We start from the raw sequence: 12,280 nt of genomic DNA on the forward strand, positions 1-12,280 counted from the left end.
ATGAAAACTGATCAGGAAAAATTTTGGCAAGGGGAGTTCGGAGAAGGTTACATTAATAGAAATAAAAGTGATCAGTTGCTTTCAGCAAATATTCATTTTTTTTCAAAAGTACTTGAGCGTACCCATGAAGTAAAAAACATATTAGAGCTGGGTTGTAATATCGGCATGAATTTGAGGGCGCTTCAGTGCATTAAATCGGATTTAGACCTTACTGGTGTTGATATTAATCAAGGGGCCATTGATGAGGTCAATAAATGGGCAGGGGCCAAAGGAATTTGCGGCTCAATTTTAGAGATTGATTTTGAAACACAGTATCATCTCACCTTCACCAAAGGGGTTCTGATTCATATAAACCCTGATATGTTGAATAGTGTATATGATAGTTTATATAAAGCTTCCAAAAAATATATTTTAGTAGCCGAATATTATAATCCAACACCTGTATCCATTGAGTATCATGGTGAGAAAGACAAGCTATTTAAGCGAGATTTTGCCGGAGATATGTTAGCCCGATTTAACGATCTGAAGTTAATTGATTATGGTTTTTTGTATCGCCATGATCCCAATTTCCCTCAGGATGATATTTCTTGGTTTTTAATGGAAAAAGTATGATTCCCTATGGCAGACAATCAATTAATGATGATGACATTGCTGCTGTCACTGAGGTTTTAAAGTCTGACTTTTTAACTCAGGGCCAACAAGTTCCAAATTTCGAACATGAATTATCTAAATATGTTGATGCTCAATTTTCCATCGCGGTTAACAGTGCTACATCGGCCTTACATATTGCCTGCTTAGCTTTAGGCGTGGGAAAAGATGATTATGTATGGACGTCGCCCATTTCGTTTGTTGCTTCGTCCAATTGTGCTTTGTATTGTGGTGCAAGTGTAGATTTTGTAGATATAAACCCCCATACCTATAACCTATGTCCTAATGCGTTACGTCAAAAATTAGAACACCATAAGCAATATGATTTGCCCTTACCCAAGGTGGTGATTCCGGTTCATTTTTCAGGTCAAGTGTGTGATATGTCAGCCATATCGATTTTGGCTGAAGAATTTGATTTTAAAATTATTGAAGACGCTTCTCATGCAATCGGTGCTACTTACTTAAATAAAAAGGTGGGGTCGTGTGAGTTTAGTGATATTACAATATTTAGTTTTCATCCTGTGAAAATCATAACATGTGGTGAAGGGGGCATGCTCACCACTAACGATAAACAGTTAGAAAAAACGATTAGAATGTTGCGTTCTCACTGTATTACTCGAGAATCCAACTTATTGCACAATACCACTGATCCTTGGTATTACGAGCAACAGGGTTTAGGTTATAACTATCGCATGACCGATATCCAAGCCGCCTTGGGTGTATCCCAGCTTAGCCGTTTAGATGATTTTATCTCAGCACGAAGAAACATTGCCAAGCAATACAAAAAGACATTATCTGGCTTGCCTATTACGTTACCGGCGCAATCATCAGAGCAATCTTCTGCTTGGCATTTATATGTTATTACACTAGATGAGAGAAAAAGGTTGTCCATATTTAAGCAGTTAAGAGAAGCAGGAATCGGCGTTAATGTGCATTATATTCCCATTTATTTCCAGCCTTTTTATCAGTCCCTTGGTTTCAAAAAAGGCCTGTGCCCAAATGCTGAAGTGTATTATCAAAGTTGTATTACATTACCGATATACCCTGATCTTAACAACGAACAACAGATACAAATTGTACAATCATTAAAAAATCTTTTACTTAAGGATAAATAAATGCGAGTAGCGGTGATTCCAGCAAGAGGTGGAAGTAAGCGCATACCAAATAAAAATATCCGCGCATTCCATGATTTTCCAATTATGGCTTATTCCGTTAATGCAGCTATTCACAGTGGTTTGTTTGATCGAGTGATTGTATCAACGGATGATGAAAAAATTGCGCAAGTGGCTAAGGATTTTGGGGCTGAAGTACCGTTCATGCGACCAGAAAATTTGTCCGGTGATATGACCCCCACGGTGCCTGTTATCCAGCATGCAATTGGTGCTTTGAAAGAGAAAGACGACATAGACATTGTGGCATGTATTTATGCCACCGCACCATTTATATCCGTGGCAATGTTACATGAATGTTTGGCCTTACTACTTGAGAATGAATCGAATAGTGACTATGCATTGCCAGTAACCGAGTTTGAATACCCAATACAAAGGGGATTATTTATTAATCAAGATAATGAAATTAATATGATGTTCCCGAAAAACGACCAAAAACGAACTCAAGATTTAAGCAAAACATATCATGATGCTGGTCAGTTTTATTTTGGTAAAACACAAGCTTGGTTAGCTGGTCGGCCCATATTGGGTGGGCGTTCGTTAGGTTTACCAATTTCCAGATTAGATGCCCAAGATATAGACAATGAGGCAGACTGGCAACTGGCAGAATTGATTTATCAGAGTCGATTGTGATGATAATGCAGGCCGTATTTCGTGTGGATTCATCTGAAAAAATGGGATTTGGGCATGTTTCCCGCTGCCTAACATTGGCTGATGAATTATCTCATTATGGTTTTCAATGCGCGTTTATTTGCCAGCAGCTTAGTGGTAACGGTATTGATTTAATTGAACATAAAAAATACAGGGTGCATGTTATTGATGATCACTCTAATGCAATAGATTCCCAAACAAAAGATGCCGAAAAAACACAGAGTATAATTCGGCAGCATTATAAGCAGGTTAACTTATTTGTGGTGGATCAATATAACCTTGATGCCACATGGGAACGTATTCTATTAGATTCCACTAATACTCTATTTGTGATGGATGATTTAGCAAATCGCCAGCATGATTGTCATTTCTTATTGGATGTAAACATACAAAGAGAAGCATCGGATTATAAACAATTGTGCAAGCCAAAAACAAAATTATTAATAGGCTCTGATTTCACGTTATTACGTGATGAATTCTTACAACAACGCAAGCTCGTATTAGAAAAACGAAAAACCACTTCAGGTATTAATCAAATACTTTTGAGCTTTGGTGCTACAGACCCAACCCATTTAACTTTAGATGTACTGGCTATTTTAAATACTATGCCCTGTAAAAGCAGGATAGAAATTGCAGTCTCTTCAAAATGCAGCTGGCTTGATAGGTTTGATGCCTCAATCTACAAGAATTTAACCATTCATATGAATGTGGATACCCATAATATTGTGCAGCTAATGTCTGATAGTGATTTGGCCATTGGGGCTATTGGTGGTTCTACTTGGGAGCGTGCCTGCTTAGGTTTACCTTGTATTTCCATTACTAATTCTGATTTACAAACACCCATAGCAGAATTTTTACATGACCATCAATTGATTGTGCATTCTAAGTTAGAAGATTTAAAAATAGATATGGAGCCATTCATTAATTTTAACTTTTATGATTGGTATCGCTATTCAAAAAACAATTCTGAATTAATAGATGGATTAGGCTGTAAACGTGTACTTAAAGGAATAGTCGCATCATCCATTAAATTCGAGTCACTCACTTTAGAGTATGCAGATAGCTTGTTTGATTGGCAATGCCAACCAGAAGCAAGGCAGTATTCTCGTAACCCAAATCCACCCAGTTACAGTGAACATATTAATTGGCTTAATACCAGCTTAACCAATGAAAAAAGACGAATGTGGGTGATTATTTTAATGGGGGTAGCTGTAGGATATGTACGATTAGATGAATTAACTGATTGCTTTGAAGATGAAAGAAAAAGTGAATTACTTGAAAGCGAAACAACTGAAGAAATTTCCATATTAATTTCAGATGTATTTCATGGCCTAGGAATAGGTAAATTAGCATTATCATTTTTACAGAAAAATATGAAGCATGAGACGTTAATCGCAACGGTAGACGATTTAAACACCCCTTCAATAAAACTGTTCACCTCAAACGGCTTTAAACTATGCGCTCATCAAACCTATGTGTTTGGAAGGAGTTACCAAAATGCAAACCATTGATATTAACGGTGTAAAAATTGGGAATGGATACGCTCCTTATGTGGTTGCAGAAATATCAGCTAATCATAATGGCGATATAGAGCGCGCCAAACGTATTATGTTAGCTGCGAAAACGTCTGGTGCTCATGCGGTAAAAATGCAGACTTATACACCCGATACCATTACTTTAAATTCAGATAAAGCCGACTTTCGAATAGACAGTGGCCCGTGGCAAGGACAAACTCTTTATCAATTATATAGTGAGGCCTACACTCCATTTGAATGGCATAAACCCTTATTTGATTATGCACATTCAATTGATTTAACTTGCTTTAGTACCCCATTTGATGAAAGTGCTGTGGACTTGCTAGAAGATCTAAATGCACCGGCTTATAAAATCGCTTCGTTTGAAGCCATTGATCTGCCACTAATTCAATACGTAGCCCGTACCAAAAAGCCCATGATTATTTCTACTGGAATGGCAAATTTAACTGAAATTGAAGAAGCAGTTGAAGCCGCACGTAGTGCAGGATGTCACGACTTAATTTTACTCCATTGTATTAGTTCTTACCCTGCACCTATTGAGCAATCAAATCTCAATACCATCCCTGACCTTGCTAAACGCTTTAATGTGCAAGTGGGTTTATCTGACCATACTTTGGGTTATACGGCATCTGTTGTGGCGGCTGCTTTAGGGGCTGTTTTTATTGAAAAGCACTTTACGTTATCTCGCAATGATAAAGGTCCAGATTCGGATTTCTCATTAGAGCCTAGTGAGTTAGAACAATTATGCAAGAGCACACGTGATGCTTGGTTAGCCCTAGGTGTAGCTGGATATGAGCGTAAACAAGCTGAAAATGAAAACGTACGGTTTCGCCGCTCTATTTATGCCTCAAAAGACATTAAAAAAGGAGAGGTATTAACCTCAGGCAATATTAAACGAGTTAGGCCGGGGTTTGGTTTACCACCGAAGTATTTTGATCAAATAGTAGGGCAGGTGGCCAGTGAGGATATTGAGTTTGGCTCCCCTATAGATTTTAAAATCATTAAACATAAATAATGGTGATAGAAATGGATTTGACACATGAAACGTTACAAGCCTGCCCCATATGTCATGGCGAAACAGTGGCTATTCAAGGTGAAATTAAAACTTATGTTTGCATGAGTGACTCGGTGGTTAATTCAAATTTTCGTTTGTGTCAATAATGTGATTTTTCTTTTATGGAGATGCTGATTACGTTGATCTATCCCTTGACGACTTAGTCACGCTAAGTGAAAAATAAGATCATAAATTGGTGTATGAGGCTGCGGTGTCTGTAGGATCAGTTTACCTGCCATATCATTATTAAATACACAAATAATTTAAAGATATTGATGATTTATAGTTGATCCAGCTGAGTATATAGGTTTTTGGGTGTGAGCATGGATTGCTTTTGGGTAAACCAATCGACAATTTGTTTTTGTTGATCGGTAATGACTTCAGAGGGTTTTGAGAATATAGATTTTAAATTTTCTACTTTTCTTTTACTTTCTGGCGATAATTCGGTTGTTTTTTTATTGAAGATATTCGTCATGGCACTCATATCATAATTAATATCTAAATCCATGTGGTAATAAGGAGTACCACACACAATACTGTAGAATAATGAGCTTCCCAGCCCTACACCAATCACAACTTTATGCTGTTTAACTAGATGAAGCCAGCGATGAATAAAACGATAATCGGTAAAATGCCCTGCGCAAACAATATTGAAGCCTTGCGCTCTTAATTGGTGTTCAAGTTCTGTTCCCACGTCTAACCAATGAATACAGATGGTTACAGGCTTCATAAAATCGGGTAATTGATCAATTTTTAATAATAATTGTTCATAGTCATATTTTATGGACATTACTTTTGTTCGGTGGGGCAACATGACGATTGACCCTAATGCCTTAGATTTCTCGTACTCATTTTCATATAGACGAATGGAGTAATGTATTGGGGATGAAAAATCAATCAAAGTCTTTTTTGAGGATGATTTTTTCCAAGCCTTTTTAATAAAGGGTGGGTAGCATAATACTGAATTCATCGGACTATTCAGTTCACTTTTGGCAACTACCTTGTCTTGAAAATAGATACCATGTGGTAAAATAGCATTGATAGGCTTTTCAATAGGGTAGTTAGCATATTGCTTTACATAATAAGCAAACCCATAATTATCATTTGGTGAGTACAATTCAGCGTGATTTTTATAATTAGGCTTACAAAGCTCTTTTAAATCTAGCTGATCATGTAATGATTCGTCTAGTGTAATTGTATTCATTAAAAGCTATCTAACCATTCTTCTCTAATGTAAAAATCATTTTTTTCAAATGGGGTAAACAGTTTTTTATGAATATAATCAAGGTAAGATTCATAATCGCTTATCCAAGTATCCAATAATGATTGGTAAAAATCATTACTACAGTGGTTGATACTATTGAATAACAGTAATAATGGCAGGCGATTTATACTCATAATACTTCTTGATTGCCCTACACGATTCACTAACTGTAGATTAGTACTTTTTACTATATTTATGATGCGTATACAGGCATCTTCTCTTGAGATATCTTTAAATAATTTGATATTTTCTAGATATTGGCGACTTACATCAAAACTGGTTTCAAGTATAGATTTACTTATGTTATGTATTTCATCGCTATCAAATACATCGGTTGTGAGTGTAAAACGTTCGCTTACTATGGGAGACTCATCAAGTTTTGAATTTAACGCTTCTACGCTTAGATACTCACTGCCTTCAATATTGGCACCATTAGAGCAGTTGTAGTATGTACTATTAGATAGAGATATCATTCTTTGTAATAGAAATCTTGCTGAGTTGAATGACGGGTTTGTGGCTAATATTTCACCATGAACATCTTCGGCTTCTAGTACTCCGGTTTTTTTTAATTTTTCTCCAAACCCTTCAAACGCTTTAAATTCTTCATTAAAAACGGTTTTATTACTTATATTATCCTTTGCGTGGTGTTCTCCATGAGTAAATGCGAAATCCATTCCAAAAAATAACATATCATTTTTACATATACGGGTGAAAAGTGCGCTGGCACCATTAGTACAGGTTAATCCACCAAATCTAAGAATATATTTAGCATCTATATTATTAACTAGTTCATTTGTTTCTTGTACAAATTGAAAAGTATTTCTAAAGTATTTTGAATAACCAGGGTTACCTTCGAAACTGCATAATAAATCGATGTCACTTAATTTGTGCTCTTTACTCAGCTCTTTTATCATGGAACTAGCCAAGTTCAAGAATTCGAGTTCAAAATGGAAGTCGGGCGTGATTCCGTTTTTAAGTAATGACTCCAGTGAGCTGCCGCATGATATAATAATTAGCTTGTCTCTTTTTTGTTTTATGCTGATTATATAATCATCTAGTGAAGGGCCAGCGCCTACGATAGCAATTTTTATATCTTCATTTGAAATATTACTTTTATTAAGATCTATAATTGGCTTTTTTAATCGACAATTCTCATTAGCATTCATTAACCTTTGACAATCAGGACCTAATTTTTCATAAGATACTTGTGAGAAATGTGAAAATTTATCAAAACTTTCTTTTATTTCCTTATAGTCTTCATACTGTAAATGTCTGGCGTGGTTATAAATCATTGTTGCATTGAAATTGGCAGGAAACATATTTGTGAAGTGAAGATTTATTTGATCGTGAAAGAATTGATCAGTCACTTCAGGGTCTTTCACTAATATAGTTAGACTCTGAGAATGAGTCATGTTGTTAACGATGTTTTCCCAATTTACGCAGTAAAGGCTTGCTATAAATTGAGTTACATCTTTTTCAATGATTGTATGATGATGAAATAACCGTTTATTGCACAGGATTTCAATGTGATGACCTAAACCAATACCAAATATAATGGTATCTAAGTACGCAGGTTTTTCCGATTTAGATAATACATATGATTTTGCGTACTCTTGAACGGTTTTTTTAAACGGCTCTGGTTGAATGAGGTGGGCTAACGGTAAGCTAGTGGGTGATACTCGATAATCTGTTTGATCCATTAATGACTCAAAATGAGCGACTTCTTTCATCGAAAACGTTAGAGCATCAATTTCATATATGCTTTTTCCGTCTTTATATAGTTCAATTCTTCCTGTATTTGGATCTAGTGTTAAATTAGGTTTTCCTTTATTGATTAGCTGATAAACGACAGGCATCTTTCTTTTTATAAAATCGGAGTTGTTTTTAAACCTTTGCTCTAATTTATTTTTTGTTTTGGTTATATGGTTTTCGTCATTCATACGTCATTCCCTTTTCATCCAAGCTATATTGCAATAGTTAGGCCACATGATGATTGAATGATATTCTTTGCTTAGTCAATATTTTAAATATTGCAAGGGAATATTCTGTTTGACTGAACACTAATGATATACGTGTTTTTTAAATTTTATTATTTAAATCATATGGATACATCATCATTATTACGGTTAACGATAAATGTCGTTTTTTTGGCACTGATTTATTTTCATGTTCATTCAATAGCTACATAATCCTCAATACGTGCTTACTTTTTGCATTCTTATGTTGTTTTAATAATTGTGTATCTAATTATTAAAAAAAATTAAAGCTTCTTCTTTAAGGGCCGTTATATATTTTGAACAAGTAATTTAGGCGTTTGGTTTGTATATAGCCTGGCCTAGACCTCTTAAACGAAAGGAGAGCCGTTATGCCTCAAATTATTAATACGAATATTGCGTCTCTAAACGCGCAACGCAACTTAAACAAGTCACAATCAGCCAATCAAACTGCATTACAACGTTTATCTTCGGGTCTGCGTATTAATAGTGCGAAAGACGATGCGGCTGGTCTTGCAATATCGACACGCTTCAACTCACAAATCCGAGGCTTAAATGTAGCAGTACGAAACGCAGGGGATGGTATCTCGCTAGCACAAACGGCTGAGGGTGCCTTGGGTACAATGAATGACAACTTGCAGCGTATTCGTGAACTGGCAGTTCAGTCTGCTAACGCTACAAACTCAGATGTTGACCGTGACGCGCTACAATCGGAAGTTAGCCAATTATTAGCAGAGGTTTCACGTACTGCAGAAGAGACTGATTTCAACGGTCGTAAATTATTAGATGGTAGCTTTTCAGCTACATTCCAAATCGGTGCAAACGCTGGTCAAACAGTTGATGTAAGCATTGCTGAATTAACCTCTGAAAAACTTGGTGCAGCTGCATCAGCAGGTCTTTCTGCTACGGGCAATTCAAATGCACTGGCAAATGGTGATTTAACGATTAATGGGATTGCTATAGACGCTTCTAAAGCTGGTGATGATACTTCATCAACTGATAATGCAGCGGCTTCTGCCATTTCTAAAGTGGAAGCGATTAACGCTAAGTATGATCAAACAGGTGTTAAAGCTAATGTAAATACTAATGTGGTTTCCGGTGCAGAAATGACCGGTGCTGCCACCAGTGGTACATTAACGTTAAACGGGGTGGATATTAGTTTATCGACAACCGTATCATCCGTACAAACACGAGCGGGTATTACTGAGGCCATAAATGCTGTTTCAGAACAAACTGGGGTAATGGCGATTAACTCAGAGACTGATGCAGGTGGTATTCAATTAATTGCTGAAGACGGACGCAATATTTCGTTATCAGCTGACTCAACGTTAACGGCTGCAAGTACTGGCCTAGGGCTAGATGCAACAACTCCGGCCACACAAGTGACATACGAAGGTGGTTATACGTTAGTTGCCGATGCGGATGTAGCAGAAATAGTCATTCAAGGTGGTAATGGTACAGGGAACGGCGATTTAGCCAATGCCGGTTTAGTTGCAGGTACTTATGCTAAAGGTGAAGCGGCTAGTGTATCTGAAGTTCAGTCCAGTACTTTAACGGCTGCCACAATCGCAAATGATGGTACTTTAGCCAATACCTTTGCAGATGTTGGTGATACTGCCACCGTCATTACCACAGGTTCTTTGGGTGCTGGTGGTGCAATTAGTGTTGCTTCAGATGCAGCAGCGACGGAATTAACCAATGCTCACCATTTTGTAGTGAATGATGGTTCTGGCTCTCAGTTTGTAGCAGTCGCTTCTGACACGTCTTTAGCTTCAGCAGCAAGCTTAATTGATGCGGCGTCTGGTGTAGCGGCTTTTGAGCGTATTGAGTTCACTATTAACGAATGGACGACTACCACAGGTAACACTAATGCCTTGTATCTAGGCAGTGCGACAATCTCGTTACCAAATGATGCTGATGCGGCATACGATACCACTACAGAGCGTTTACAATATTTAACGGATCAGTTAAATACCACCGCCTTTGCAGCTGGTCTTACGGTAACCGCAGAGTTGAACCAAGCAACTGATGCAATTTCAGTTCGCGTAGATAACCAACGGGATACGCAGGTTAAAGTTGGTGTGGCAACGGGTGCGGGTATAACGATGAGTGCCGGTGGTGCATTAACCGTTAACGTGGATTCAGCAACCAACAATGGTGACCGTACATTAACAGGTCGTATTGCTTATCAAGTGTCTGATGCTGGTGGCCCAGCCATTACCGTTTCCGGTGACGAATCTGGTGCTGCAACAGGTCAATTATTTGCTGGTACGTCTTATGCTGATACGGTAACTGGTAATACTGCTTTATCATCTACTGGTACAAATCAGGTAAATGTGACGGTAGGCGACACGGCGCTATCTGGTATTACAGTTAACGCTAACTCCACTGTAAATGATCTAGCTTCTGCAATTAACACAGCATACACAGGTAACAATGTGAATGCTTGGGAAGATATTACCCTTGCATTTGATGCTAACAATTTAGAAGTGGGTGATACCCTGTTTATCGGTACATCCGGTAATGCTACTGGCGGTGTGGGGGTATCTGTCACGGACCCTGATGCAGATGGTTCGGTGAGTATGAGTGAATTAGCGGATGCCTTTAATGGAACCGACTTTAGCTCAGAAGATATTGACGTATCGGCGACTATAGATGCCTCAGGTAATATGGTGCTGAATATCCGTAACCACTCTGGTAATAACCTTGGCATGGTTTCAGATGCAGAGGGCCGTTCACTACAAGAAGACGTGTCTGGTAACTTGATTGGTGCCGTAGAGCAGCAATTATCCGGTAAACTGGCTTTCTCATCATCAGATGGTGAATCCGTTAGCATGACGTTGGCCGATCCAACCGTTGGTGGTGAGTTTTATGCTGGTAATGATGAAACGCCAGCATATGCTGGAGTAAACGGACTCGACAATGGCGATATTTTAATAAACGGAGTGAGTATTGGTGCGGCTGATACCAACGCGGATAAAGCCTCTGCTGAGTTTGCTTCAGACGGAACTAAGATTCTTTCAAGTTCAAAAGAAAGCTCTGGTATCGCCATTGCCTCTGCAATCAATCAAGTATCTGATGAAACGGGTGTTAGCGCTACCGTAAATGCAACTCAAGTTGTTGGTGGTGATGGTACAAACGTAGATACAGCTTCATTCGCTGTAGGTGATAGTGCGGAAATCTACATCAATGGTTATGTAGCTGGTACGGTTACTCTTCAAGATGATGGTGCAGGCAGTATTGATACTGACCGCGCAAAAGCAGATGCCTTAAGTGTGATCAACTCTGTGGCGGGTAAAACCGGTGTAGAAGGGATCGACAATGGTGTATCGCTAACCTTAACTGCCGAAGATGGTCGAAATATCTCCATAGGCGTAAATGATGAATCTGGTTCAAATGTGTCAATTGGTGCCATATTTGGTTTAGACGCAGCAGTGGATGGTATAGGTGAATCGACATTTGGTGAGGCTCAAGCCGGTACTAACCGAGGCATTAGTGCTGAAAGTGCGACTTATGAAACCACCTATTCAACTGTCACACTTCAGTCAGCTGGTGAGTTCACTCTCGCTGCGGGCTCGGAAGGGGCGGATGAGTTAGCGGCTCTAGGCTTAGCAGAAGGTAGCTACGGCGGTGCGGTTCAAGGTCAGTTCTTAACGGACATTGATATTTCAACCTTCGAAGGAGCAACAGCCGCGCTGACCTCCATCGATAACGCACTGCAATCTATTGCGGCTCAACGTGCGGACTTAGGTGCGATTCAAAACCGAATGGAATCAACTGTAAGTAACTTAGCCATTACCTCTGAGAACTTGGCAGCTGCAAACTCTCGTATTCAAGATGCGGATTTCGCGGCCGAAACAGCAGAGCTATCGCGTACACAGGTGCTACAACAGGCTGGTATCTCGATTCTTGCTCAGGCTAACCAGGGTCCACAGCAGGTGCTTTCTTTACTCGGATAAGTTAGG

The 12,280-nt window shown here is 38.6% G+C and carries 8 protein-coding genes; 6 read left to right on the forward strand and 2 right to left on the reverse strand.

Annotated features, from left to right (window positions below):
* The 5 genes from ABWV45_RS08660 to pseI are packed head-to-tail and all read left to right on the forward strand — an operon-like array spanning position 1 to position 5,018.
* On the forward strand, positions 1–612 hold the full coding sequence (locus ABWV45_RS08660) for a pseudaminic acid biosynthesis-associated methylase (protein WP_353350693.1): 612 nt from the start codon (positions 1–3) through the stop codon (positions 610–612).
* Complete coding sequence (pseC, locus tag ABWV45_RS08665; protein WP_353350695.1) at positions 609–1,763, forward strand: UDP-4-amino-4,6-dideoxy-N-acetyl-beta-L-altrosamine transaminase; 1,155 nt, start codon at positions 609–611, stop codon at positions 1,761–1,763. The genes ABWV45_RS08660 and pseC overlap by 4 nt, the downstream gene beginning before the upstream one ends.
* Positions 1,764–2,450, forward strand: coding sequence for a pseudaminic acid cytidylyltransferase (pseF, locus tag ABWV45_RS08670; protein ID WP_353350697.1), 687 nt, complete (start codon positions 1,764–1,766; stop codon positions 2,448–2,450).
* Positions 2,450–3,979 (forward strand): UDP-2,4-diacetamido-2,4,6-trideoxy-beta-L-altropyranose hydrolase, encoded by a 1,530-nt coding sequence (gene pseG, locus ABWV45_RS08675; protein WP_353350855.1) that lies wholly within the window; start codon positions 2,450–2,452, stop codon positions 3,977–3,979. The genes pseF and pseG overlap by 1 nt, the downstream gene beginning before the upstream one ends.
* Positions 3,966–5,018, forward strand: a complete 1,053-nt coding sequence (gene pseI / locus ABWV45_RS08680) for a pseudaminic acid synthase (RefSeq protein ID WP_353350699.1) — start codon at positions 3,966–3,968, stop codon at positions 5,016–5,018. Before pseG ends, pseI begins: the two co-directional genes overlap by 14 nt.
* A 319-nt stretch (positions 5,019–5,337) precedes the next feature.
* On the opposite strand, the gene ABWV45_RS08685 is transcribed toward pseI, so the two are convergent.
* Entirely contained in the window at positions 5,338–6,261 is a 924-nt protein-coding gene (locus tag ABWV45_RS08685; RefSeq protein ID WP_353350701.1) for a hypothetical protein, read from the reverse strand.
* Positions 6,261–8,261 (reverse strand): 6-hydroxymethylpterin diphosphokinase MptE-like protein, encoded by a 2,001-nt coding sequence (locus ABWV45_RS08690; protein ID WP_353350703.1) that lies wholly within the window; start codon positions 8,259–8,261, stop codon positions 6,261–6,263. The genes ABWV45_RS08685 and ABWV45_RS08690 overlap by 1 nt, the downstream gene beginning before the upstream one ends.
* Positions 8,262–8,686: 425 nt before the next feature.
* Here ABWV45_RS08690 and ABWV45_RS08695 point away from each other — a divergent pair, with 425 nt between their 5' ends.
* A complete protein-coding gene (locus tag ABWV45_RS08695) occupies positions 8,687–12,274 on the forward strand; it encodes a flagellin N-terminal helical domain-containing protein (protein WP_353350704.1) in 3,588 nt (1,195 codons plus the stop codon).
* Positions 12,275–12,280: the final 6 nt, after the last annotated feature.

Source organism: Oceaniserpentilla sp. 4NH20-0058 (assembly GCF_040371755.1).
Classification (GTDB): Bacteria; Pseudomonadota; Gammaproteobacteria; order Pseudomonadales; family Oceanobacteraceae; genus Bermanella.

What these genes read in the sequence shown, in the direction of transcription:
- ABWV45_RS08660 (WP_353350693.1), top strand. Translation starts at nt 1, where the DNA reads ATGAAAACTGATCAGGAAAAATTTTGGCAAGGGGAGTTCGGAGAAGGT.
- pseG (WP_353350855.1), top strand. Translation starts at nt 2,450, where the DNA reads ATGATAATGCAGGCCGTATTTCGTGTGGATTCATCTGAAAAAATGGGA.
- pseI (WP_353350699.1), top strand. Translation starts at nt 3,966, where the DNA reads ATGCAAACCATTGATATTAACGGTGTAAAAATTGGGAATGGATACGCT.
- ABWV45_RS08690 (WP_353350703.1), bottom strand. Translation starts at nt 8,261, where the DNA reads ATGAATGACGAAAACCATATAACCAAAACAAAAAATAAATTAGAGCAA.
- ABWV45_RS08695 (WP_353350704.1), top strand. Translation starts at nt 8,687, where the DNA reads ATGCCTCAAATTATTAATACGAATATTGCGTCTCTAAACGCGCAACGC.
- pseC (WP_353350695.1), top strand. Translation starts at nt 609, where the DNA reads ATGATTCCCTATGGCAGACAATCAATTAATGATGATGACATTGCTGCT.
- pseF (WP_353350697.1), top strand. Translation starts at nt 1,764, where the DNA reads ATGCGAGTAGCGGTGATTCCAGCAAGAGGTGGAAGTAAGCGCATACCA.
- ABWV45_RS08685 (WP_353350701.1), bottom strand. Translation starts at nt 6,261, where the DNA reads ATGAATACAATTACACTAGACGAATCATTACATGATCAGCTAGATTTA.